The organism is Manganibacter manganicus, assembly GCF_002075885.1.
GTDB lineage: Bacteria > Pseudomonadota > Alphaproteobacteria > Rhizobiales > Rhizobiaceae > Mesorhizobium > Mesorhizobium manganicum.
In genome coordinates, this window is the sequence record NZ_MDET01000017.1 from 24,305 (window position 1) to 50,009 (window position 25,705).

Annotated in this window: 18 protein-coding genes; 2 read left to right on the forward strand and 16 right to left on the reverse strand. The window is 64.9% G+C overall.

The annotated features are described in order from the left end of the window. Positions 1-7: 7 nt before the first annotated feature. Positions 8-748 carry an ATP-binding cassette domain-containing protein gene (locus tag BFN67_RS12335; protein WP_080919868.1) on the reverse strand — a complete coding sequence of 247 codons (741 nt, stop codon included), beginning with the start codon at positions 746-748 and terminating at the stop codon, positions 8-10. Positions 749-1,030: 282 nt separating this feature from the next. Between BFN67_RS12335 and BFN67_RS12340 the strand changes: the two genes are divergently transcribed. Next, the gene (locus BFN67_RS12340; RefSeq protein WP_080919869.1) at positions 1,031-2,023 is read left to right on the forward strand and encodes a sugar-binding protein; all 993 of its coding nucleotides are present in this window, start codon (positions 1,031-1,033) and stop codon (positions 2,021-2,023) included. 72 nt (positions 2,024-2,095) lie between these two features. Here the strand turns inward: BFN67_RS12340 and BFN67_RS12345 are convergent, their stop codons facing one another. The 7 genes from BFN67_RS12345 to BFN67_RS25080 form a co-directional block, all read right to left on the reverse strand. Continuing rightward, a complete protein-coding gene (locus BFN67_RS12345) occupies positions 2,096-5,812 on the reverse strand; it encodes a hydantoinase B/oxoprolinase family protein (RefSeq protein WP_080919908.1) in 3,717 nt (1,238 codons plus the stop codon). A 136-nt stretch (positions 5,813-5,948) separates the two neighbouring features. Then, a complete protein-coding gene (locus tag BFN67_RS25075; protein WP_280951330.1) occupies positions 5,949-6,071 on the reverse strand; it encodes a hypothetical protein in 123 nt (40 codons plus the stop codon). 105 nt (positions 6,072-6,176) lie between these two features. Further along, a complete protein-coding gene (locus BFN67_RS12350) occupies positions 6,177-6,623 on the reverse strand; it encodes a hypothetical protein (RefSeq protein WP_080919870.1) in 447 nt (148 codons plus the stop codon). A gap of 77 nt (positions 6,624-6,700) precedes the next feature. After that, positions 6,701-8,038: an HlyD family type I secretion periplasmic adaptor subunit gene (locus BFN67_RS12355; RefSeq protein WP_080919871.1), complete on the reverse strand. Its 1,338-nt coding sequence runs from the start codon at positions 8,036-8,038 to the stop codon at positions 6,701-6,703. After that, positions 8,038-10,152: a type I secretion system permease/ATPase gene (locus BFN67_RS12360; RefSeq protein ID WP_425349776.1), complete on the reverse strand. Its 2,115-nt coding sequence runs from the start codon at positions 10,150-10,152 to the stop codon at positions 8,038-8,040. Before BFN67_RS12360 ends, BFN67_RS12355 begins: the two co-directional genes overlap by 1 nt. A 162-nt stretch (positions 10,153-10,314) precedes the next feature. Next, complete coding sequence (locus BFN67_RS12365; RefSeq protein WP_080919873.1) at positions 10,315-12,432, reverse strand: hypothetical protein; 2,118 nt, start codon at positions 12,430-12,432, stop codon at positions 10,315-10,317. Positions 12,433-12,502: 70 nt separating this feature from the next. Then, on the reverse strand, positions 12,503-14,413 hold the full coding sequence (locus tag BFN67_RS25080; RefSeq protein WP_080919874.1) for a hypothetical protein: 1,911 nt from the start codon (positions 14,411-14,413) through the stop codon (positions 12,503-12,505). 495 nt (positions 14,414-14,908) lie between these two features. Between BFN67_RS25080 and BFN67_RS12375 the strand changes: the two genes are divergently transcribed. Continuing rightward, positions 14,909-15,391, forward strand: coding sequence for a hypothetical protein (locus tag BFN67_RS12375; protein WP_080919910.1), 483 nt, complete (start codon positions 14,909-14,911; stop codon positions 15,389-15,391). On the opposite strand, the gene BFN67_RS12380 is transcribed toward BFN67_RS12375, so the two are convergent. From BFN67_RS12380 to BFN67_RS12415, 8 genes are all read right to left on the reverse strand, one after another. Then, the gene (locus BFN67_RS12380; RefSeq protein WP_080919909.1) at positions 15,324-16,361 is read right to left on the reverse strand and encodes a GDP-L-fucose synthase family protein; all 1,038 of its coding nucleotides are present in this window, start codon (positions 16,359-16,361) and stop codon (positions 15,324-15,326) included. The genes BFN67_RS12375 and BFN67_RS12380 overlap by 68 nt on opposite strands. A 16-nt stretch (positions 16,362-16,377) precedes the next feature. After that, positions 16,378-17,847, reverse strand: coding sequence for a mannose-1-phosphate guanylyltransferase/mannose-6-phosphate isomerase (locus BFN67_RS12385; protein WP_080919875.1), 1,470 nt, complete (start codon positions 17,845-17,847; stop codon positions 16,378-16,380). Between the two features lie 48 nt (positions 17,848-17,895). Continuing rightward, positions 17,896-19,368 carry a lipopolysaccharide biosynthesis protein gene (locus tag BFN67_RS12390; protein ID WP_080919876.1) on the reverse strand — a complete coding sequence of 491 codons (1,473 nt, stop codon included), beginning with the start codon at positions 19,366-19,368 and terminating at the stop codon, positions 17,896-17,898. Beyond that, positions 19,365-21,224, reverse strand: coding sequence for a glycosyltransferase (locus BFN67_RS12395; protein ID WP_080919877.1), 1,860 nt, complete (start codon positions 21,222-21,224; stop codon positions 19,365-19,367). Before BFN67_RS12395 ends, BFN67_RS12390 begins: the two co-directional genes overlap by 4 nt. Before the next feature lie 4 nt (positions 21,225-21,228). Next, the gene (locus BFN67_RS12400) at positions 21,229-22,275 is read right to left on the reverse strand and encodes a UDP-glucuronic acid decarboxylase family protein (RefSeq protein WP_080919911.1); all 1,047 of its coding nucleotides are present in this window, start codon (positions 22,273-22,275) and stop codon (positions 21,229-21,231) included. Between the two features lie 29 nt (positions 22,276-22,304). Continuing rightward, positions 22,305-23,606, reverse strand: a complete 1,302-nt coding sequence (locus tag BFN67_RS12405) for a sugar transferase (protein WP_245295244.1) — start codon at positions 23,604-23,606, stop codon at positions 22,305-22,307. Positions 23,607-23,709: 103 nt separating this feature from the next. After that, positions 23,710-24,531: a WecB/TagA/CpsF family glycosyltransferase gene (locus BFN67_RS12410; RefSeq protein ID WP_080919879.1), complete on the reverse strand. Its 822-nt coding sequence runs from the start codon at positions 24,529-24,531 to the stop codon at positions 23,710-23,712. 295 nt (positions 24,532-24,826) lie between these two features. After that, the gene (locus tag BFN67_RS12415; protein WP_080919880.1) at positions 24,827-25,603 is read right to left on the reverse strand and encodes an amino acid ABC transporter ATP-binding protein; all 777 of its coding nucleotides are present in this window, start codon (positions 25,601-25,603) and stop codon (positions 24,827-24,829) included. Positions 25,604-25,705 lie beyond the last annotated feature (102 nt).

Here is a 25,705-nt window from a genome sequence, read left to right on the forward strand (position 1 = left end):
CCCACGGTCACGCTGCCTCCAATGCGCCGGTGATAAGCGCCGTCACTTCCTCAGGCGATGAGTCGGCGATCTTCTTGTCGGCGACCTTGCGGCCACGCCGCATCACCGCCACGCGGTCGGCAACCTCGAACACGTCGGGCATGCGGTGGCTGATGAGGATCACGGCGATGCCCTGCTCGCGCAGCCGCTCGATCAGCTGCAGGACCTCCGCCACCTGGCGCACGCTGATCGCCGCCGTCGGCTCGTCCATCAAAACGATGTGGGAGTTGGAAAGGCGGGTGCGGGCGATGGCGACGGCCTGCCGCTGGCCGCCCGACATCTGGCGCACCAGATCGCGCGGGCGCGTTTCCGATTTCAATTCGGCGAACAGGGCGCGCGAGCGCTCATACATGGCGTTGTAATCGAGAATGCGGAACGGCCACACGCCCTTGCGCAATTCGCGGCCGAGATAGACATTGGCCGCCGCGGTCAGATTATCGCATAGCGCGAGATCCTGATAGACGACCTCGATGCCGCTCTCTCTCGCGTCGATCGGGCGATGGAAATGCACCGCCTTGCCATTGACATGCATTTCACCGTGAGAGGGTGGAAAATTGCCGGCGATGATCTTGACCAGCGTGGATTTGCCGGCCCCGTTATCGCCCATCAGGCCGAGCACCTCGCCGGGTTCGAGTGTCAGCGAAACGCCGTCCAGCGCCCTGATCGCGCCGAAATGCTTCGCGACGTCTTTCAGTTCCAGTACCGCCAAGGCCGATCTCCTCCCGAGCCGTGCTCTTGTTGTCATAAGCCCGGCCGCGGCAGCCTGAGCCATAAAAAGCTGCCATGTTCGCCGGGCCCGGTCAATCTGCCCCCACTTGTTTTTCCCTGTAGATTCCGGTCTGGCTGCGGTCAATCATCAGACAATTATACTTGAGGCGTAGACCTCGACGATTGACAGAGGGGCGTGCGACCCCGTTAAATCGGGCACGCGGCGACTGCCGGCTTCACTGAGGCCGGAAGCCTGCGCGCGATCATCCTTGGGAGGAAACAGATGAGAAAAATCTTATTGGGCGCCGCCGCTCTCGGCTTTCTCGCGCTCACTTGCGGCACCAGTTCGGCCGCCGACACCAAGACCCTGGCGCTCGTCGTCAAGGGCCTCGACAACCCCTATTTCGACCTGATGCACCAAGGCTGCGAGCGCGCCAACAAGGAGCTCAAGCCCAAGGGCTATGAATGCTATTATACCGGCCCGGCAACGGCTGCCGACGAGGGCGCGGAGGTGCAGATCATCGACGACCTTTTGACCAAGGGCGTCGCCGCGATCGCGGTTTCGCCATCCAACGCGCCGGCGATCGCGCAGGTTATCCGCCGCCGCAAGCCGACCATCCCGATCATCACCGCCGATGCCGATTTCCTGCCGCGGGACCAGGAATTGCGCAAGGCGTTCGTCGGCACCGACAATCACGAACTGGGTGTCAAGCTGGCGCAGGAATTGAAGAAGCGCATGCCCGATGGCGGCAATATCTGCCTGCTGCTCGGCAATCCAGCCGCCGCCAACATCAACGACCGCGCCGCCGGCACCCGCGACGAGCTTTCCGGCAAGGCGGGAACCGAGAAACTGAACGGCGAAAACGGCTGGACGGAAATCAGCGCCTGTCCGCTTTATTCCAATGACGATGCGGCGAAGTCCAACCAGATGATGGCCGACACGCTGACGGCCAACCCAGACCTCGACGCCTTCGTGCTGGAAGGCGGCTGGCCGCTGTTTGCGCCGCAGGCCTATGCGCAGGTGACCGACCCGATCATGGACAAGATCAAGAGCGGCGAGTTCGTGATCATTTCGGCCGACACGCTGGCGCCCGAAATGCAGGCGCTCAAGGACCATCGCGTCAATGCGCTGATCGGCCAGCGCCCGGAGGAAATGGGCTATCAGGCGGCCATGACGATGATGAAGCTGGTCGAAGGCGAGAAGGTCGATACGACGATCCTCACCGGTCTGGATAGCTGCGACTGGGACAACGCCGACACCTGCCTCGGCAAGTAACGGCGCTGTATTTCACGCCGCCCCGCGCCACCTCGTATTGGCGCGGGGCGGCTCGTTTATCGAGCGGTTGCATCACGCTTTGCGCCCGCCTTCGCCGAAGCCGCCCGATGTCGGCGTGGTGATGATGACGGCCTCGCCTGCCGCCAGGCTCGTCTGGTCGCAGGCTTTCAGGGTCTCCAGCGAACCGTCCTTGCGGCGCACTTCGGTGCGGCCGACCTCGCCATCGCCGCCGCCGGCAAGGCCCTCGGGCGCGCGGGCACGGTGCGAGGACAGGATGGCGCACTGCATCTTTTCAAGGAAGCGGATGGTGCGGCTGGTGCCGTCGCCGGCATTCCACTCGCCCTTGCCGCCGGAACCCTCGCGAACATGGAAATCTTCCAGCAGGACCGGGAAGCGCAGTTCCAGCACTTCCGGATCGGTCAGGCGCGAATTGGTCATGTGGGTGTGGACGCCTGACGTGCCGGCAAAGCCGCGTCCGTCGTTCATGCGGCCCGCCGGCGAACCGGAGCAGATCGTCTCGTAATACTGATAGCGCTCATTGCCGAAGGTCAGATTGTTCATCGTGCCCTGCGCATTGGCCAGTGCACCCATGGCGCCGAACAGTGCATTGGTGACATGCTGCGAGGTTTCGACGTTGCCGGCCACCACCGCCGCCGGATAGGCGGGCTTGAGCATGCAGCCATCGGGAATGACGATGCGGATCGGCCTGAGGCAACCGGCATTCATCGGAATATTGTCCTCGACCATGACGCGGAAGGCATAGAGCACGGCCGCGCGCGTCACCGGTTCTGGAGCGTTGAAATTGTTCTTCTCGACCGGCGACGTGCCGGAAAAATCCACCACCGCCTCGCGCTGCTGCCGATCGACGGTGATCCTGACCCGGATCACCTGTCCGGTATCGGTCGGGTATTCGTATTCCGAGCTGTCGGGCAGGCGCTCCAGCACGCGGCGCACGCTTTCGGCGGCATTGTCCTGGACATGCCCCATATAGGCTTCGACTACGGGCAAGCCGAAATGCGCCACCATTTTCCTCAGTTCCGCGACGCCCTTTTCATTGGCGGCGATCTGCGCCTTGAGGTCGGCGATATTCTGGCGCGGATTGCGGGCCGGGTAAGGATGATCGGTGAGCAGCGCCTCCAGTTCCTTTTCGCGGAAGCGGCCGCGCTCGACGATACGGAAATTGTCGAACAGCACGCCCTCCTCGTCCACGCTGGTGGCCAGCGGCGTCATCGAGCCGGGCGCGGTGCCGCCGACATCGGCGTGATGGCCGCGCGAAGCGACCCAGAAGAGGATTTTGCTCGTTCCACTCTCAAACACCGGCGTCACCACGGTGATGTCGGGCAGGTGTGTGCCGCCATTATAGGGCGCGTTCAGCGCAAACACGTCGCCGGGCGAAATATCACCCGCGTTCAGCCGGATGATCGTTTCCACCGAACGATCCATCGAGCCGAGATGCACCGGCATATGCGGCGCATTGGCCACCAGCGCGCCCTCATGGTCGAAGACGGCGCAGGAGAAATCCAGCCGCTCCTTGATGTTGACCGAATGGGCGGTGTTTTGCAGCGTCACTCCCATCTGCTCGGCAATCGACATGAAAAGATTGTTGAACACCTCCAGCATGACCGGATCGGCTTCCGTGCCCAGCGCCGCGCCCCGGCGCTTCTTTTCCACACGGCGCATGAGGATATGATCGCGCGCAGTCACCCGCGCCTGCCAGCCCGGTTCCACGACGATGGTCTGGTTGGCCTCGACGATCAGCGCCGGGCCTTGTGCCTTGTGGCCGGGTCTCAGCCTGTCGCGCGAAAGCACGCCGGCATCGTGCCAGCGCCCGTCGATGAACACCTTGCGGGTCTCACCCGGCACGGCATCGGTCTCGACAGCGGGGCGGACCGGTTCGTCGCGCGCGGCGGCGCCGATATCGGTGCCTTCGACGCCGACGGCCTCGACGATCAATGGCTTGTCGTCATAGATGAAGCCGAACTGCGCCTTGTGCGCCGCCTCGAAATCCGCCTTCGCTTCGGCAAGCACGCCATGGCTGAAATCAACCGGCAAGGCGGTATCGGTGCCGTCATAGCGGATATGCAGGATCGGCTTGAGCGCGATCTCCACCTCGGAAATGCCCTGGCCGGCAAGCTCGGCGACAACGGCCTGTTTCAGCGTATCGGCAAGCCCGGCAATGGCAGGTTCCGAGCTTTGCGCCAGCGGTGCAAGCAGTGCCTGCTGGCGTGCGGCAAAGACATTGGCGAGCCCGATGCCATAGGCCGAGAGCAGGCCGGAAAACGGGTGGATGAGCACAGCTTCCATGCCGAGTGCGTCGGCAACAAGGCAGGCATGCTGGCCGCCGGCGCCGCCAAAGGCGTTGAGCAGATAATCGGTGACGTCATAGCCGCGCTGCACCGAAATCTTCTTGATGGCGTTGGCCATGTTCTCCACCGCGACGGTCAGAAAACCTTCGGCGACCGCTTCAGGGCTGCGCCCGTCGCAAATCTCGGCGGCAAAGGCGGCGAATTTTTCGCGCACCACGGCCGCGTCCAGAGGCTCGTCCCGATGCCGCCCGAAAATCGCCGGAAACAGATCGGGCTGGAGCTTGCCGAGCATGACATTGGCATCGGTGACGGTGAGCGGGCCGCCGCGCCGGTAGCTGGCGGGGCCGGGATCGGCACCGGCCGAATCCGGCCCTACACGAAAGCGTCCCGCCTCATAATGCAGGATCGAGCCGCCGCCGGCGGCAACGGTATGGATGCGCATCATCGGCGCGCGCACCCGCACGCCCGCCACTTCCGTGTCGAAGGCGCGCTCATAGGCACCGTCACAATGCGCCACATCGGTCGAGGTGCCGCCCATGTCGAAGCCGATCACCTTGCCGAAGCCGGCCAGTTTCGCCGTCTCGACCATGCCGACGACACCGCCGGCGGGGCCGGACAAAAGCGCATCCTTGCCCTGGAAAAGATCGGCGGCGGTGAGCCCGCCCGACGACATCATGAACATTAATCTCGGGCTCGCGGCCGAGCGCTCGCTTTGCTCGCTGGCCTCCGCCGGGGCAGCCGACAACGGCCGACGCGCGGTCGCGCTTGCGGGCTTGGCCCGTTGATCTGTTCCAATTCCCAGCTCCTCCGCCACCTGCCGCACATAGCGCGACAGGATCGGCGACAGATATGCATCGACCACCGTGGTGTCGCCGCGCCCGACCAGCTTGATCAGCGGCGACGCCTCGTGGCTGACCGACACCTGCGTAAAGCCGAGCTTGCGGCAGACCTTGGCCACCGCCCTCTCATGGTCGGGATATTTCCAGGCATGCATGAAGACGATGGCGACCGCGTCGATGCCGTCGGCGCGCGCCTTTTCCAGCGCCGGCTTCACTTTGGCGATGTCGAGCAGGCTCTCCACGCAACCATCGGCGCGCACCCGTTCATCGACCTCGATAACGCGCTCATAGAGTTGTTCGGGCAGGACGATCTCTTTGGCGAAGATGTCCGGCCGCGCCTGATAGGCGATCTTCAGCGCATCGCGAAACCCTCGCGTGATAAGCAGCAGCACGCGATCGCCCTTGCGCTCCAGAAGCGCATTGGTGGCGACCGTCGTGCCCATCTTGACGGTGCCGATCAGGCCGGGCGGGATGATGGCGCCGCGTTCAAGGCCGAGCAATTGGCGGATGCCGGCAACGGCGGCGTCGCGATAGGCCCCGCTATCTTGCGACAGCAACTTGAGCGGATGCAGGATGCCGGCCGGATCGCGGCCGATAATATCGGTGAAGGTGCCGCCGCGATCGATCCAGAAATCCCACTTCATGCCATCGCCTTTCGCTTTCACCGGTCGCGCGCCGCAGGACATCCATAGCGATCCGGAGCTTGCCGGCAAAGGGTTGTGCGAGGGCATTCACAGCCCGCCCCGGCAAACCGGGACGGGCTTTGGGTTCATGCCGGTGTCAGCCGAAAAACTCCTTATAGGCCAAGGCGCCGCCGAGAATGACGATCACGATCGCCACGATGAACAGGTTGCCGAGCCATGATGAGGAGACAACGACCTCTTCGTTTTTCTTTTCAGTCATAGGATTCATATCCGTTTTTGGCGCATGACCACCGCTTCCGAACGGGCATCCGGCCACGATCCGCAAGCGATGAAGCGCAGTGATTACAGTGGTTTAGTGGGGTGTTCAGCCGGCGGCGGGCGGGCCGCGCGCATCGAAATGGCGGAACGCCAGATGCCGGACGGTTGCCGGCGGCAACCCGTCCTGCGGCCGGTCCCGCACAATTGCGGCAAGCGGCGCGAACCCTTGCGGCACAAGGGCTGCGCCGTCGCCCGACGCCGTCTGGCGGCGGTCCGGCTTCCATGATTTCCATTCATGGATGCCCCCCGAAAAAGCCCGCTGCGCGGTCGTAAGCGCGGCATTGGGAATGACGGCAACGAATGTTGGGAAATGCGTGGTTGCCGACGGTGCGGCGGCCACCATCGGCGCCAGCCGGGGCGGCAGCGAAGCGGCCAGCAACGCACTGAAAAACAAAAGGAAAAAGCTGCCGCGCGCAAGCCGCGACAGCGCCCCCGGCAGGGGCTTCACCCCGGCCGATGCATTGTTGATCGAATTGTTGGCTTCAGCCCGCAAGACGACACCCGGTTCTGTAACCCAAGCCGCATCTCATACCCGAAGGAGCGGGACAATGATAGGCTCGCCCGCCACGCTCACCGCTCGGTGAAGGCGCGCGACATGCTCTCGCGGATCGGCTTCGTCAGGTAATCGAGGAACGTGCGCTCCGCCGTCTCGATCATCACCTCGACCGGCATGCCGGGCGTCGCGGTGAAGCCGGGTATCCGGGCAAGCTCGCTCGGCGGCAGGCGGATGCGGGCAAGATACACTTCGAGGCCCGGCCTTGCCGGATCCCGCAGGGCGTCGGCGGAAACATAATAGACGTCGCCGTGCAGCACCGGCGTCGCGCGCCGGTTGAGCGCCACCAGCCTGATCGTCGCCTTCTGCCCCGGCTTGACGGCATCGATGTCCCGGCGCTCGATCTGGGTTTCGATGATGAGCGGCACGTTGGCGGGCAGGATTTCCAGGATCGCCTTGCCGCTTTCGATGACCCCGCCCGAGGTGTGGTAATACATGCGCACCACGGTGCCTGCCACCGGCGCATCGATGGTCGAACGCTGCACGATGTTCCTCGCCTGACGCGCCTCCTCGCGCACCGTATCGAGCTCGCCCTGGCTGCTCTGCAATTCGTCGAGCGCCTTCTGGTTCAGTTCCGTCACCGTCTGCTTGATCTGCTGGCGGAACTTCTCGGCCTGGGCGTTGGTCTCCAGCACCTCCGCGTCGAGCCGGCCGACCTGGCCCTGCGCGTCGGCGATGGCCCGCTGGATCGCATTGACCTCCGGCTTGCGCACGAGGCCCCGGTTCAGCAATTTCAGCTTGCCCTTGTACTCGTCCCGCAGGAAGACAAGCTGCTCGGTCATCGACCGGCTTTGCTCCTGAAACCCTTCGGCCCGGAATTTCAGCGATTTGATGTTCTGTTCGAGCAGCCCGATCTCGCTGTCCCTGCGGCTGTTGGCCGAGCGGAAACTGGCGAGCTGGCCGTCGACGATGGATGCAATGTCTGCGTCGTTGCCGTGATCGGCGATAATGGCGGGAAAGGCGATCTCGGGCTTGTCGGCGACCTGCGCCTCAAGCCGCGCGACATTCGCCTCGAGCCGCGCCTGGCGCAGGAACAATTGCCGCTGCTTGACCTGCGCGGCAATGCCGTCGAGCCGGATCAGCGGCTGGCCGGTCACGACATGATCGCCTTCGCTGACCAGAATATCCTTGATGATGCCGCCTTCGAGATGCTGGATGACCTTGTTCTCGCCGGTGGCGACGAAGCTGCCGGCGCTGATGACGGCAGCGGCCAGCGGCGCCGTCGCCGCCCATGTGCCGAAGCCGCCGAAAGCCAGCACCACCAGGATCAGGCCTATCATCGCATGGCCGTGGATGGAGCGCGGCACCTGGCCGTACCATTCGATGTCGTGGACGTCTGCGATATCCGTTGCCATCACGCGGCCTGTGCGGAACGGTTGGGAACGGCGGCACGGGCGTTCGCCGCGTTCAGCGGGGCAAGCGCCTTGAGCACCTCCTCGCGGACGCCGAACATCGATACCGTGCCGTTGGACAGAAGCAGGATCTTGTCCACGCAATTGAGCAGCGAGGGCCGCTGCGTGATGGTGATGACGGTGATCTTTTCCTGCTTGGCATGCGCCAGCGCCCTCAAAAGCGCGGCGTCGCCGGAGCCGTCGAGATTGGAATTGGGCTCGTCCAGCACCACCATGCGCGGGTTGCCGAAGAAGGCGCGCGCCAGCGCGATGCGCTGTTTCTGGCCGCCGGAGAGCGGCGCGCCGTCGGCGGCGACCATCGTTTCATAGCCTTGCGCGAAGGTCGAGATCAGTTCGTGGACATCGGCCAACATCGCCGCTTTGTAGATGTCGTCGTCGCTGGCGTCGTCGCGCATGCGGCCGATATTGGCCTTGATGGTGCCGGGGAAAAGCTGCACGTCCTGCGGCAGATAGCCGATATTCTCGCCGAACTGGCGCTGGTCCCAGTTGCGCAGGTCCATCAGGTCGAGGCGCACATTGCCGGAGGTCGGCAAAAGCGAGCCGACCAGCATCTTGCCGAGCGTCGTCTTGCCGGCGCCGGAATCGCCGATAATGGCCAGCGATTCACCGGGCTTCAGGGTGAACGAGATGCCGTTGAGTACCACACGCTTGGTTCCCTGCGGCACGAAGAGCAGGCGTTCCACGTCGAGCCGGCCCTGCGGCCTCGGCAGTTTCAGCCGTTCGAAATTCAGCGGCGACGATTTGAGCAAGGCCGAAATCCGCTCATAGGCGGCGCGGGTGTGGATGAACTGGTGCCAGCCTTCGATGGCCCCTTCCACCGGCGCCAGCGCGCGCCCGGCGATGATGGAGGCGGCGATGACCATGCCGCCCGTCAGTTGATTGTCGAGCGCCAGATAGGCGCCCCAGCCGAGCATGGCGACCTGCGCCAGAAGGCGCACCGCCTTGGAGACCGAAGCGGAGATCACGTTGCGGTCCTGCGCGACGACCTGCGCCTTGAGCGATCCGGCCGTGTCCTGCCCCCATATCTTCACCGCCTCGGGGATCATCGCCAGCGCGTTGATGATCTGCGAATTGCGCGACATGGAATCGAGATGAAGGTTGGCCCGGCTCTGGAAGTTTCCAGCCTCGTGGAAAGCGCCGGCGGTCATCCTCTGGTTGATATAGGCGATGACCAGAAGGAGCAGCGCGGCAAGCACGGCGATATAGCCGAGATCGGGATGTACCAGAAACACCGCCAGCATGAACAGCGGCGTCAGCGGCGCATCGAGGAAGGACAGCAGCGTTCCGGAAACGAGAAACGAGCGCAATTGCTGGAGGTCGCCGAGCGTCTGGTATTCGCGGCCGTTGCTGTAGAGCGATGCGCGCGCCGCCGCGCCGAGGATCGGCGCGCCGAGCTGGGCCGCTACCTCGACCGCCGTGCGCATCAGGATGAACCGGCGGATGGCGTCGAGCACGGCGTTGAGAATGACGGCTCCGGCGATCAGGATCGTCAGCATGATCAGCGTATCGGTGGAACGGCTCGTCAGGACGCGGTCGGAAATCTGGAAAAGATAGACCGGAATGGCCAGGACTAGCACATTGGTCGCGAGCGTAAAGCCCATTACCACGATCAGGTTGCGCCGGACCGCATGGATGCCGGCCTTGAGATTGTCGGCGAGGTTGACCGGCCCGAGACGGCGATGAAACGCATGGTCGGAACCGCCGCTTTTCGCCGCTTCGGGCTGCTTGCGCCCTGTCATGGCGGGCGCCGGCCTCGCGGCCTTGATCGGCCCGTTGTCGGCATCCATCGATTTGAGCGTGCCGGCGGCCATCTTCCCGCGTTCGGACGCTTCCGCCGGGCGTTCCGGGGCGATGATTTCCTCCTCCTCCGCGGGCTTTTGCGGCTCACGCGGGCATTGAGCGTCATGGCCGGCCTCTGCTGCCGGGCGCGTGGCACCGGTGTCCGCATCAGCGGTTGAAGCGCCGGCGTCCGATGCCAGCTCGGGGCGCGGCGGGCCGAACCAGATCGGCCTTGCCTTGCGGCGCAGTTCGGCAGCGGCAGCGTCGATTTCCGACATGAATGTCTGGAACTCGCGGTCGAGCCTGTCGATCAGCGGGCCGGCCCTGTCGGCGGCAAGCTGCGGCCCGGCAGCGCCGGTCTCTGCCTTGCCGGAGGGCATGGCCGTTGCGGAAGATGCGTGTACGCGCTCGTTCATCGCTGTACCGAAAACCGTTGAACGTCAGGAGATCACCGACTGCATGATGTCGGCATGTGCGGGGTGGATATCGACCGGCGCCTGGAGGGCCGAGATCGGATCGTCGGGGTTCGCATAGGCCGCATCGTGATGGGTCATGTCGTCGCTGAGGAAAGCCACCGCCTCGTTAACCAGATGATCGCCGTCCCGCGTTTCCAGCAGATGATCGGTGCGGATGATATCGGTCTGGACGAGCAGTTCGTCCGAGTAATGATCGCCGCCGACATAGGTTTTCGCCGCCGGGTCGGCGTCGACGATCCGGGCGGTGTTGATGAGGGCATCGGATCCGGTCGTCACCGACCAGTCGCCGCCATCGCCGGCCTGCGTGGTGTTCATCGCCAGCGCGATCTGGTCGGAATCGCCAAGCACGTTTGTCTGGTGGATATATTGCAGGTCGTAGATACTGCCCGAGATGTAGAGCACCCGCAGGCCCGCCATGCCCTGGAAGGCGTCGTCGTTCAGGACCGCCGCACCGAGCGTGTGATCGCCGCCCTCGAAATCCTGCAATGCCTTGGCGAAACCGCTCGGCAGGGCATCGACCGTGTTGCTGCCGACCGTCACGATCCTGGCGTCGTTCCACAGGAGATTGTCGCTCGTCGAGACCGTTCCCGTGCCGGAGGTCTGGAAGCCGCCTATCGAACCGGCGACATCGTCGTCGAGCAGGACATTGGTCTGCGCGATGATGTTCGCGTCGTAATAGTTCCCGCCGATCAGCACGAGATCGTAATAATGGCCGAGATCGGCGACGGAGACATTGTTGAAGGTCTGGTTCTCGCCGGTGCCGACCATCGTGGTGACGCCATGCGAGGACGTCACGAAGGCGGTGTCGTTGTCGGTGACGAAATTGAGCTGCTGGACCCAGTTCAGCGAGACGTAGTCGCCGGAGATTTCGGTGACCACCCAGGCCTTGGGAAAACCCGGATGCGCCGCGCCCGCGCCATCGCTCGTGCTGGTGTCGATGCGCTGCATCTCGGCGATGTTGAACGCCGCCGTGGCGGCCTGATGCGACATGCCGTTCCACCCGGCCAGGCTGGCCCCGATGGAATCGGAATCGCTCCAGGCGTTGATCTGGACGATGGCGTCCAGCGAAATATGGTTGCCCGCTACCGCGAAGACGCCGCCTGCCAGTGCGTCATTGACCAGCGAAGCGGCATTGGACAGCGCATTGGCGCCGGTGCCGAGCGTGACCGACATGTCGGACGAAAGCGCGCCCTGCCCATAGGCGCTGGAGCCGGCGGCGCTGTCGCCGCCGCCGTTGATGGCATGGTTGCCGCCGGCCGGCGTCGGGTCGGGAGCAGGGTCCGGCGCATCCTTGGCGAGTGGCGAGGCCGAAGGGAGCATATCGTCCAGCCTGGGCGCGGTCGTCACGATATGGCCGTTGACATAGATCGCATCGGCCGCCGGTTCATTGAAGGCGGAAACGATCGTCTCGATGGTAACGCCGTCGCCATCGCCGGCACCGATGCTGTCGCTTGTGGCCCCTTCATTGCCCGCGACCAAGGCGTTCAGCGCGGCGGCGCTGCCGCTGACGAAATCGCCGATATCCTGCGCCGCGCCGAAAGCGACCGGCCCGATGGGCAGCGCTTGATCGGCCTGGTCCAGCAGGCCGGCAAGCGCCAGGTTCGGCGTGCCGATCTGATGAAACTCGACATTGCCGGGGCCGACATGCACGAAGTCGTTGTCGGAAAGCGCATTGACCTGCGAGATGTGGGCCGCCACCGCGCCGGGAGGCTGCAATTCGAACATGCGCGCCAGCGAATGGCTGCCGGCATGGATGATCGGGTAGACATAGCCCGGATAGGCGAGCGCCTGCACGTCGGTCGGGACCGGGACTTCGAGCTGCGGATAGTTGGCGATGTCGACGGGCGCCGGGCTCACATAGTCGGGGCCGTTCGGCACGTAATGTATGCCCGGATCGGGGTCGTCGAAATCATAGGGGGAATGGAAGGAGATCTGGGAAGGATCGTCGGGGTGGTGCGGTTGCTGCGCGGCCTGCAAGGCCTTGAACTGGAGATAGTCGTCGCGCATGCGCGCCTGCTCTGTCTCGATCTGGAACAATCCGATGAAATGAGCGATGGCCTCGCTGACCTTATCCAGAACCACGGATCTCTCCTCCCGGTCGGTATGAGGCCGCGCGGGTTGTCCCGCGCAGCCTCCTGTTCACGCCGTGCCTTCAGCCGGTATGGTCGCCGTCGACCATCTGGTCGTAGTTCCCCCCGACGACCGTCTGGCTGAGCAGATTTTCCATCATGTTGGCGCCCATCACGATGCTCTGGTTGAAGGCGCTGGTATCGATGGCCGCATCGGCATGGGCTTCCGAAAGGCCGTTGACATAGCCGTCATGGCCGTTGTTGGAACCCCAGGTGCCGCCGTCGCCGCCGGCACCGCCGGCCCCGTTGGTCACGACGCCGCCCATGCCGCCCATGCCGCCGTCGCCGCCGGTTCCGCCGTAGCCGAGACCGTCGCCGGCCACCGGCACGACGATCGTGTCGCCGCCGAAGGCGAAGCCGCCGAAGCCGCCATCACCGCCAACGCCCGCACCCGTGCCCGCACCCTGGCCGGTTCCTTCACCGAGGCCAAGACCGAGCGCGTCGCCGCCATTGCCCGCCATGCCGCCGGCACCGCCCATCGGGCCGTCACCGCCGAAGCCGGCGCCCAGTCCGAGCGAATCGGCATAGCCGCCGTCGCCGCTGTCGGCATTGCCGCTGTCGCCGCCGGTGCCGCTGCCGAAGCCGAGGCCGGCCGCGTCGCCGCTGTCACCGCCGGAAGCGATGCCGCTGTCGCCGCCAGTGCCGGTGCCATTGCCGGCACCCGAACCGCTGCCGCTGCCGCCATCGCCGCCGTTGCCGGCATCGGCCGCATTCGCGGAATCCCCGGCCACGCCGACACCGAGGCCGAGCAAGCCGAGACCGGCGCCGAACGCGTTGCCGCCGCCATCGGCGCCACCGCCGTCACCACCATCGCCGCCGCTGCCGGTTCCAGCGCCGGTTCCTGCGCCCGCGCCGCTGCCGCCAGGGCCGCTGCCGGCGCCACCGCCGTCGCCGCTGCCGCTGGCACCGAGGCCGAGGCCCGCGCCAAGTCCGCCGTCGCCGGAAGCGGCGTCGCCGCTGTTTCCGCCGGTCGCCGTGGATGCGCCGGAACCGGAGCCGGAACCGCCATCGCCATCGGCATCACCGCCATTGGCGTTGCCGCCCGCGGCGCCCTGCGCGCCAGCGAGCCCGAGGCCGAGCCCGAGACCAAGTCCGAGGCCGAGGCCCGTTCCGGCTCCGCCGGCCGCGCCGTTGCCGCCCGCCGTATCGCCACCCTGGCCCATGCCGGCCGCCGAGCCGCCAATGCCGAGGCCGCCGAGATTATGGCCTTCGCCGCCGGCGCCGCCATTGGCCGTGCCCTGGCCGCCGCCGCCGGCGCCGTTGCCGCCGGCATCGATGCCCGTGCCGGAGCTCGCATCGCCGCCATTGGCATTGCCGTTCTGCCAGAAGCCGCCATCGTTCGACAGCGAGGCGCCGTCAAGCGAGTCGTTGTCGCTCAGATTGTTGATCTGGGCCAGCGAAACCGCGGTGTCGTTGCCTTCGCCGTTGAGCGAGCCGTTCAGGAGATCGTTGAACGACGCGCCGTCGCCGGGATTGTAGAAGATCTGGCCGTCATGGTTGACCAGCATCTGGTCGATGCGCGAGCCATTGTCGAGCCTGACATCGGTGACGTCGCGATTGCTCGGTTCATAGCCGGAAAGGTCGAGCCCGACATCGACATTCACATGCGTGTCGCTGGTGTTGGTGTTGTGGTTCGTGTTGGTGCTGGTGTTCTCGTTGGTATTGGTGCTCTCGTTGATGGCCTTGTTGAGATTGGCGTTGAGGTTTCCGCTCAGGTTGAGATTGCCGTTCCCGTTCAGGCTGAGATTGCCATTCTCGTTACCGTTCTCATTACCGTTGCCGTTCTCATTGCCATTGGTGTTCCCATTGGTGGAATCACTGGTTTGCCATTGGCCCTGGTCCTGGGTCTGGCTCTGATCGCCGTCATCCGAACCCTGGTCGATAGTGTAGGTGTTGAAATCACCGATACTGTTGATGGTGTTGTTCTTAGCCATGTCGCTACCTCACATTGAAGGCCGGAACGGCATGACCCCATTCGATCTTACAAAGGGCCTCGACCACGCCGGCGGTTGCGAAACAGGGGCATCGCGAGTTGCGGTACGAAACGACGGACATGGTTCGACCGCCGATGACCCTGGCATGAAGGCGGCGGTATCGAGCCTGCGGTGGCAACGCGTCCCGGCCAGCAACCGCTGGACGCCGGAACAGGCCACCGGAATCAGGATCATGCCGCATCCCGGATTTCCGGGACGGTGCAGTTTGGCGCCGGGGGCAATGCACGGCTAGCTGCCCGAAGGGCTAGGCGGCGGCGCATCGGCCTAGGGTCATAGACCGCGCCGACCGCCCATCGGCTAAGCCTCTACGCCTAACGAGGGAAAGCGGGTCACGCCCGGACCACTCTGTTTGACGCATGCAATGCGCCATTGAATCAAGGCCGGGGATGGGCACACAATAGGGCCGTCGAAACGGCGGGGCGGGGCGAGACGGCAATGCAGCGGTTTGACGAAATCCTGCTTCTCATCGGGCGGTTGAACTACACCTGGACCAACACCGAAAGCCTGCTCATCCATCTGATCGCGGGGCTGGCGAAGGTGGACAAGGAAACGGCCATCGTGATTTTCCTGACGCTCAACACAACGCGTGCGCGCATCGATCTCGTCGAGCGGCTGGCGAAAATGGCGAAGACGCCGAAGACGGCCAGGAGGGACGTGCTGCCGCTGCTCGACAAGCTCAACCAGCAATCGAAGCTACGCAACAAGTACAATCACTGCATCTATTCCTTCGACGCCAAAGGCGACATTTCGCACACCCATCTGATGCGTATTTTCGACGGCAAGGAAACGATCAAATACGGCAAGGTGGAAGCGTTGGACGATGAGGAGATCGTCCGCATCTCCGCCTGCATCAAGGATATTGCGGAGGTGAACCGTGAGATCTGGGCTGTCGTGCACGCCAACGGTTTTCCGCAATGACCGTGCGCCCGTCACCGGCGCCCGCCTGCGCGGCGGCGTTTTCCAGATACCAGGCATAGGTCGATGCCAGCCCTTCCTTGAGGCCGATGCGCGCGCGCCATCCCATCGCCGCCAGTTTCGAACTGTCCGCCAGCTTGCGCGGTGTGCCGTCGGGTTTGGTGGCGTCGAAGACCAGCTCGCCGTCGAAGCCCACCGCCGCGCAAACGGCATGGGCGAGGTCGCGGATCGAAATCTCCGTGCCCGAGCCGACATTGACCGGCCCTTCGCCGCTATAGTTTTCGGCCAGAAAGACCAGCGCGTCGGCAAGGTCGTCGACATGCAGGAATTCGCGCAGCGGCTTGCCGCTGCCCCACACGCAAAGGCCCGGCGCGCGCGCCAGCCGGGCCTCGTGCGCCTTGCGGATCAGGGCGGGCAGCACATGGCTGGTCTCGAGATCGAAATTGTCGCCGGGGCCGTAGAGATTGGCCGGCTGCGCCGAGATGAAATCGCAGCCATGCTGGCGCCGGTATGCCTGGGCGAGCTTGATGCCGGCGATCTTGGCCAGCGCATACCATTCGTTGGTGGGTTCGAGCGGGCCGCCAAGCAGCGCCTCTTCCGGAATGGGCTGCGGCGCCAGCTTGGGATAGACGCAGGTTGACCCCAGCAGCACCAGCTTCTCCACGCCGGCCAGCCGCGCCGCATGCACGATATTGGCCTCGATCATCAGATTGTCGTAGATGAAATCGGCCGGGTAGCGGTCATTGGCATGGATGCCGCCAACCCTGGCGGCGGCCATGAAAACCACCTGCGGCTTCTCGCTCGCCATCCAGGCCTCGACTTCGGCCTGCCGGCGCAGGTCCAGCCTTTCGCGCCCCACCGTCAGCAGTTCGACATTCTCCGCCGCAAGCCTTCGCGCCAGCGCCGCGCCGACCAGCCCGCGATGGCCGGCGACCCAGACCCGCTTGCCCGAAATATCGTATGCTGCGCGCATCGGCGTTCCCTTTCCGTCAGACCGCTTGGCCGGCCAGCGCATCGGCACCGACGGGCCTGGAGGCCAAAGGGGCGGCCATGGCCGGCGCCCGGTTATAGTCGTCGGCCAGCCGCTCTATGTCGTCCTCGCCGAGATAATTGCCGGTCTGCACCTCGATCAGCACGACCGGCATCGTACCATGATTGGCGAGCCGATGAACCGCGCCGAGCGGAACATAGACCGACTCGTTGGGGCCGAGCGTCTCCACCGTGTCGCCGATCGTCACCTCGGCGCGGCCATCCACCACCACCCAATGTTCGGTGCGGTGCCGGTGACGCTGCAACGAAAGCACGCCGCCCGGCTTCACCACGATGCGCTTGACCTGATAGCGGGTGCCGATATCGAGCCTCTCGTAATTGCCCCATGGCCGAAAGATCTGCAGGGCTTCGTCGGCTTCGGCACGGCCGCCTTGCTTGAATGCGGCGACGAGGTCCTTGACGGCCTCGCAATGTGCCTTGCCGGCCACCAGCACCGCATCGGGCGTGGTCACGACGACCGTGTCGTCCATTCCGACCAGCGCCGTCAGCCGGCCTTGCGAATGGACCAGATTGTTGCTGCCGCCAAGGATCGAAACGTCGCCGATAGTGGCATTGCCGCGCGCGTCCTTTTCGATCACGTCGGCCAGCGATCCCCAACTGCCGACATCCGACCAGCGATAGGAAACCGGCAGCACGGCGGCTCGGTTGGTCTTTTCCATGACCGCGTGATCGACGGAGATCGCCGCCGTTTTCGCAAAGGCGCTACGATCGAGCCGCAGGAAATCCAGATCCCGCTCGGCACGATCCACGGCCTTGCCGACGCATTCGAGAATATCGGGCCGCAGCCGCTTCAGTTCGGTGAGGAAATGCGCCGCGCGGAAAAGAAAATTGCCGCTGTTCCACAGATAGCCGGCGGCAACGCAGGCGCTGGCCATCTCGCGCGGCGGCTTTTCGATGAAATGGCCGATGGTGAACGCCTCGACGATCGGCGTGCCGGCCAGAATGTAGCCATAGGCGGTGGACGGCTGATCCGGCTTGACGCCGAAGGTCACGATATAGCGCGACAGCGCCTCCGGCACGGCCATGGCGACCGCGTCGCAGAAGGCCATGGCATCGGGGATGTGATGGTCGGCGGCCAGCGCCAGCACCATGGCGTCCGGATCCCGCTTCAGCGCGGCCAGGCAGCCGGCGGCAATGGCGGCGCATGAGTTGCGCGCCACCGGTTCGAGCAGGATATCGGCGCCGACGCCGATTTCGAGCAGGTCCTCGGCAATCAGGAAGCGGTGAGGATCGGCGCCGACGACGATCGGTCGCTCGTCGAAGATGGCGGCACGGCAGCGCAGCACCGTTTCCTGAAACAGCGAGCGGCGCGTGCCCAGGCACAGGAACTGCTTGGGCTTCGAGGCGCGCGACAGCGGCCACAAGCGCGTGCCGGCGCCGCCGCTCAGAATCAATGGAATGACCTTCATTTCAATACCCCTCCGCACTTGAACGCCCTGCAATGACCCGACTGCCGGCTACAATCGCGATGCCGCCGCATTCCTTCTCCAGACCCACGCCGAAAGAGAAATCCAGATTCCGACGATCTCCCGTTTCAGGGGATGATCGACGAACGCCAGCACTATCCCCCAGCCGGCCGCGCCGCCGGCGACCGCCGCCATGGTTTGCAGCCAGCCGAGATCGAAGCCGGTCGGCGACAGGGCCACGATGATGACCGGCACGAATGCCGTGCCCATCGCCAGGGCCGCGCTGTGCCGTCCGGCGCGCGCCAGTTCGGCCCAGCCAAGGCCGATGACCGGGCTGACATAGCGATAGGCGATCAGCATTTGCAGCGGCGCCACCACCAGCATGCTGGCGGCGACCGCATCGAGGCTGTGGAGCGCCGCGACGATCAGGATCAGGAACGAGGGCGGCAGGCTGGTGAGGCTCGCCCGCAAGGCGTCGTGCACGCGCCCCGCCGCCACCAGAACCGGGAAGGTCAGGGCGGCGGGGGCGAGCGCCATATTGGCCAGCGCGATGAAACGGACCAGCGGCGGAACCGCGCCCCACTGCGCGCCGAGCAGGATATCGACCACCGGATCGGCCAGCAGGCAAAGCATGATGAGGGCCGGCCATTGCACCGCCGTTATCAGGCTGAGGCCATGCAGATAATAGGCCTTGAGCGAGTCTCCGGCGCGCGCCTGCGCCGCGAAGGCGGGCAGGACGACCGGGTGCAGGGCCGAGACCACGGCGCGGTCCGGCAATTGGCACACGGTGAGCGCCCGCGCGTAAAGGCCGACCGCATCGAAGCCGAGCATCTTGCCGAAGGCAAGGCGGGGCAGCATGTCATAGGCGATGTTCGAGACGGTGATGAGCGAGGAGACGGTGCCGAACGACAGGAGTTCTCGCGTGCGGGCGAAGGAAACGCGGAAAATCCAGAAATTGCGCCGCACCGCCGTCGCCAGCGCCGCGATCGTGAAACTGGCGCCGACAAAACCCCACGCATAGCTGACCGGGCCGAAGCCGGCGAGGCCGAGCGTGACGGTGATGGCGAAGGCGACCAGCGCCGCGGCGACATTGATGCCGGCGATGACATTGAAGGCGAGTTCGCGCTGCAACAATGCCATGACCGGGCTGGAAAAGGGAATGGCGAGGAAGCCGAGCGCGGCCACGACGAGCAGCGTCCTCAATTGCGGCGCGTCGTAGAAGGTGGCCAGCCAGCCGGCCCCGCAATAGATGATCGCCCCCATCGTCAGCGAAAAGAACAGCGTCAGCGTGAAGGCGGACTGCACGACACTGCGCTCGATCTGCTTTTCCTGGATGATATAGACGCCGACGCCGAAGGTGCGGAAATTGTCGGCCAGCATGATGACCGCATTGGCGGTCATGTAGAGCCCGGTTTCGGCCGGCGTCAGGATGCGCGCCATCACCATCGTCGTCGCCACGAGCAGGATCTGCGCCAGATATTTCTCGATGACCGAAAAGGCGATGGACCGGCGCACCGTGTTCATGGGCGTATGTCCGGAGGAGTCGGGGCGGGGCGGTTCGGCATCGCCCGCCTGTGCCCGGCTCTGCCTGAAAGGCGCTCATGCGACGCCAGAACGGCATCGCGCACCTTGCGCAGTCGCCGCCTGTACGCCGGCGCGATCAGGTTGCGCGCCAGATGGCGAAAATACCGGAACTCGCGCATAGCCGGTATGTTCGGCATGCGGCCCGCGGTCAGCAGCCCTGCCGCCATGCGGCCGAAGCCGGCATGGACCGGCATGGCCCCGCCGACGCGGCGGGCACCACGCCGGCCGGCCGGACCGGCTTCGCCGCGCATCTCGCCGGCAAGCCGGACCTGCCCGCAGCGCTCCAGTATATCCGCGAACCAGGCGAACCATTCCGGATCGCTTCGCTGGCAAAGCCGGTGGATGCTCTTGCGGTTCGCGCCGATGGCGGTGTCCGGCCGCGCGCCGCCTCGCACTTCGAGCACCGCTTGCGCGCGCCGCAACTCGCGATGCGACAGGCGCGGATAGAAATGCAGCAATCTCAGCGCCCGCGCGGCATCGCCGCGGCAGGCCAGCGCCAGAAGGAAATAGCTCCATTCGACCGGATCGGGGTCGGCCGCGCCATAGTCGACCGTGGTCGTCTCGATGAGTTCGGCAAGCAGGCGGCAGGCACGGTCCGCCTCGCCCATATGCAGGGCGCAGAGCGCCAGGCCGAACCGGGCTTCCGGAAGGTACGACACGTAATCGAGGCAGCTTGCATAATTTCGTCCGGCTTCTTCCGGATTTCCATGTGCCAGCAGCGTCTCGGCTTCTTCGAGCAAGGCCCGGTCGGGTGCGTCGACAATGATGCGCGCGCTTTCGGGTGCCGATTTTTCGGCCTTGACGAGATCGCCGAACGGGCCGTTCTGGACGATCTTTTCGTCAGGGCGCAATTGGCTTTGCAGCATGAACCACTGATGGATCTGCGGCCTGTGCCGCAGCGTGTGGCGGCCATGGACCAGCGCGTGGCCGGCTTCGCTGATGCGGCTCAGTTCCCGCGGATTGGCGAACAGATGATCCAGCACTTGCCCGACATTGCGATGGTCGGCGAAAACGCAGTTTTCCATATCGACGAAACCGGCCGCGTCCAGTGCGGGGGTGCGCTCGGTGAGCAGGCAGGCGCCGGTTGCGGGGATCTCGAAATGCTTGCGCACGACCTCGCCGGCAAACGTTCCGCAGGTCGGCACGACAAGGCTGGCATTGAGGGCGCGCGCATAGGCTTCGCCCGAAAGCAGATGCGCGGCGTGCGCGCTGGCATAGTCGTATTGCGGGGAAACAAGGCATGGATACCGGTCGCGGATCAGCGGGAAGACCGACTGGCGCCATGGATAGAGCCCGTAGACCTGGCCGGTCAGCGTCACCGGAACGACCTTGTGCTGGCCATAGTCGCGAAACACGTCCGGATCGATGAAGTTCGGCCACACGAACAGGTTCGGCCCCAGTTCGGGCATGTAATGCGGCGTCAGCGTGCCGATGGAGAAGCAGGTCTCGATGCCCCATTGCTCCATGTCGGAGAGAAAGCCGGCGCGGCGGTCGCACCAGGCATCGGCGTTGTGCAGCCCGAGCCTGGGAATGGCGGGATTGGCGCCTGTATTGCCGATTTTCAGCCGCCGTGAGCCGTGCGAGCGATAACCGGCCTCGAACAGAGCGAGATCGGGCTCATGCCTGTCGCAGATTTCGGCGTAGTCGCAATCATGGGATACGACCACGACATCGAAATGCGTCTCCAGGCATTTCACCTGCTGCTGCATGTGCAGCAGCAAATAGCCGGACGCATCGGCATTGGGGCTGTGGTCCCATTGGAAAAAGACGAGCTTCGGCTTGCTCCGGGCATTCATGGGGTCACGTTGCCAATCGCACCGGCTCGCCGTGCAGGCCGTCGGCTGCGGGCGGCAGGGCCTGGCGGGAAACGCGCCAGCCATCGCCTGGCAAGGCCTTGCTTGCGCCCGAAAGTTTCCATTCGAAATAGGCGATCGTCTTCTCGATGCCTTCGCAGAGCGGCACGGAAGGCTGCCAGCCCAGTTCGTCCCGCGCGCGGCTGATATCGGGCTTGCGTCGCGTCGGATCGTCCATCGGCAGCGGTTTGGAGACGATGTGCGACTTCGAACCGGTCATGTCGATGACCATCTCGGCCAGTTCCCGGACCTGGAACTCCTCCGGATTGCCGAGATTTACCGGGCCGGTGAAGCCGTCGGGCGCCGCCATCAGCTTGAGGAAACCGCCGATGAGGTCTTCGACATAGCAGAACGAGCGCGTCTGCGTGCCGTCGCCGAAAATGGTGATCGGCTCGTTGCGCAGGGCCTGCACGATGAAGTTCGAGACCACGCGCCCGTCATTGGGATGCATGCGCGGCCCGTAGGTATTGAAGATCCGGGCGATGCGGATCTCGACGCCGTATTGGCGATGATAGTCGAAGAACAGGGTTTCGGCGCAGCGTTTGCCCTCGTCATAGCACGCGCGCGGCCCGATCGGGTTGACGCAGCCGCGATAGGTTTCGACCTGCGGGTGAACGGCCGGATCGCCATAGACCTCGCTGGTCGATGCCTGGAAGATTTTCGCCTTGGTGCGCTTGGCCAGGCCGAGCATGTTGATGGCGCCGTGGACATTGGTCTTGACCGTCTGCACCGGATCGAACTGGTAGTGGATCGGTGACGCGGGGCAGGCGAGGTTGTAGATTTCGTCGACCTCGACATAGAGCGGAAACGTGATGTCGTGGCGGATGACCTCGAAATGAGGGTCATCGAGAAGGTGCAGCACCGTATCGCGGGATCCGGTGTAATAATTGTCGGCGCAAAGAACCTCATGGCCTTCCTGCAAAAGCCGTTCGCACAGGAAAGATCCGAGGAATCCCGCTCCACCCGTTACCAATACGCGTTTTTGCCCTTGCATGACGTGCTCCCATTTTTCGTTTGGGCGGATCACCAGGCTCCGCCGCGCCTGAAGACGGCCGGGATGGTGCTGACGAGGATGTGCCAGTCCAGCCATGGCGACCGGTTGTCGATGTAGAATTCGTCGAGTTGCTGTTGCAGGCCGATGTCGGCCTCGCTTCGTTCGGAGATTTGCCAGAGCCCGGTAAGGCCCGGCATCACCGAATGCCGCTTGGCGCGGAATGCGCTGTCCATCGCCGAAAGGTGATAGGTGGGAAACGGGCGCGGCCCCACCAGGGTCATGTCGCCGGCGATGATGTTGTACAGTTGCGGCAGTTCGTCGAGGCTGGTTTTGCGCAGCAGATGGCCGATCACCGGCAGAATGCGGGGGTCGTGCCGCAGCTTGAAATGCGACAGCCACTCGGCCCGCATCTCGGGATTGTCCCGCAGCACCGCTTCGAGGCGCTGTTCGGCGTCCCGATACATGGTGCGCAGCTTGAGCACGCGGAGCCGCCGTCCGCCACGGCCTTCCCGTTCATGCCAGAAGAAGGCCGGCCCCGGATCGAAGAGGTGGATCGCTATCGCCGCGCCGAGAACCAGCGGCGCAAGCAGGATGGCCGCCGGTATGGCGATGGCCAGATCGAACCCGCGACGAACGACCTCCGGATTTTTTCCGCCGGCCCCCGTCAGGCGGAGCCCGATCTGCCCGGCCATGGCCGCGTGATGAAGCCCGGTCAGTTTCAAGGTCGGAATGTCGGCCAGGATGAGGATTTCGGCGAACCGCTCGCGCAGACCCGCCAACATTTCGAGGGAGATGTCGTCCGCGACCAGCGCGACCGGAACCTGGTCTGCGGGCGCCGCCTGCAACGGAACCGGTTCCGGCCGGATTCCCAACTGCCAGTGGCGGATAAAGTGCGCCGTCAGCGCCGCGGTGCAATCCGGGCCGGCGACGATCGCCGCCCGTTCGCCCCAGATGCCGAGCCACCGGCAAAGCCGCGAGGCGAGCGCATGCAGCACGGATTGCGCGACCATGCCCAGCGCCAGGAAAGCCGCGACCGGCAGCGCCAGCCGCATCCCGTTCGGCAACAGCAGAACGCCCGCCATTGCCAGGGCCGCGACCTGAGCCGACACCATCACGCGGCGGCGCAGGCGCTCATGGGCGAGGATACGGTATCCCGGATAAAGCGAGCGCGACGCGCAAAGCACGATCACCGCCAACGCGCTCAGGACAAGGATGCGGCTCAACACACCATCGTCGGTGGTTGGGGAGAGCCACGAAACCACCAGCCCGGCGAGCGCATAGGCGCAGCCGTCACCTGCCATCAGCAAGCCCTGCACGGCCAGCCGCGCCAACCGGCCCGCCGAGAGATGGGCCGGCGCAATGGCGGACTGGTCCTGGCCGCGCCGCGTTCGCTCCAGATCAAGTGTTGCCGCGGAAAACAGGGACATCTCAGGTTCACTCTTCGATCGGAAATTGCCGCAGGCCGCAGCGTTGCAGCAGGCTCAATGTGAGGAAACTCGGCACCACCACCGCGTAGCGCCGCCACAGGCGCCGTGGCTCGCTGGCAAGACGGAAGGCCCATTCGAAGCCGCTGCGCTGGATCATGCGCGGCGCCTGGCGCTTGAGGCCGGCGTGAAAATCGAATGCCGCGCCGACGCCGACAAGGACCGGCGCGTCAAGACGCGCGCGCATGCGCGCCATCCATAATTCCTGCTTGGGGCTGCCGATCCCGACCCAGACGATATCGGCGTGCGCGCGGTTGATGCGCGCGGCGATGTCTGCCTCCTCGGCCGCCGAGAGTTCGCGAAACGGCGGCGCATGTGCGCCGGCTATGCAAAGATCGGGAAACTTCTCGACCAGCCTGGCCTGGAGCCGCGCAAGCGTTTCGTCGGTCGCGCCATAAAGGAAATGCCGCAGGCCGCTCGCCCTGCCGGCATCGAGCGCGGACAGCATGAGGTCCGGGCCATACACCCGGTCGCTGTCGGCGTGCCCGGTGCGCTTCAACGCCCAGACCAGCGGCATGCCGTCGGGCGTGACCATGAAGGCCCGGTTGTGGGCGGCTCGAAGTTCCGCGTCCTTCTGGCAGCGGATGAGGCCATGGGCGTCGCGAACGCAGACATATTCCCTGCGCCCTTCGGCAACCGCCGCCGCGATGCGGCTTGCGGCGCTTTCGAGGTTCACCGCCGAAACGCGCACGCCAAGAACATTGGTCCATCCGGCACCGCCTGTCGGCGATGCCACAGCGGCGCGATCATTGTCCGGCGGCGATGTCTTCATGAGCTGCGCTTTCGAGTGCGCGCTGGGTCAGCCAACGCTTCCCGAAACTATATTTTCCGGTTTCGCGGCCCCAAGCTCACCATTAGGGCGGCCGGCATCGGCAAATCATGTCCTTTAGCGGTGCCGGCACGAGCCGATTACTCTCTTGGTGCCGGACGGCTCTCCTCCCTTTAGCCGGGCCCTACCTCGAAAGCGTGGTTTGACCTTCCTGAAACGGATGGTTGACGCGCGCGCCGGTGCGCCCCGCACGCGCAGAGGGGCGGCGTCCGCCTGCCGGAAGATGGCGCCGGAAGGATCAGAAGCTGTTGCGCTCGTGATAGGTGCGCAGGAAGCTCTGGATGCGGGGATCGTCGGGGTGATGCAGGATGCGGTCGGGCGCATCGACCCCTACCAGTTCGCCTTTTTCCATGAAGGCGACCTTGTCCGCGACATGGGCGGCAAAGCCCATCTCGTGGGTGACGACGACCATCGTCATGCCCTCGGAGGCAAGCGTCTTCATCACGCTCAGCACCTCGCCGACCAGTTCCGGGTCGAGCGCCGAGGTCGGCTCGTCGAACAGCATCAGGCGCGGTTCCATGGCGATGGCGCGGGCAATCGCCACGCGCTGCTGCTGGCCGCCGGACAGGCGCGAGGGATGGTTGGCCATCTTGTCGGCCAGCCCGACCTTGGTCAGCGCCTCGGCGGCGCGGGTCCCGGCCTCGGCTTTCGGCAGGCCGCGCACGCGGATCAGCCCCTCGGCGACGTTCTGCAACGCCGTCATGTGCGGCCACAGATTGAACTGCTGGAAAACCATGCCGATGGAACGGCGCATCTCGCGCAATTTACGGCCGGGCATCTTGCGGCCGCCGGGGCTGACATAGCCGATCAGCTGCCCGTCGATGCTGATTTCGCCGGAATCATATTCCTCGAGGAAGTTGATGCAGCGCAAGAGCGTGGACTTGCCGGAGCCCGAAGGCCCGATCAGGCATGTCACCTTGCCGGGCTGGATTGAAAGGTCGACGTTCTTCAGTGCCTGGAAAGGGCCATAGAACTTGTCGACCTTGCGGATCTCGACGGATGAGGCTTCTACCATCCTAGAGCCTTTCATGGCTGGATTGAATCATTCTGTTTCTCGTTTGGCGAGCCGATCCACGAGGAAGGCCGCGCAGGGCGATGTGGTTCATCGGCCAAGCGG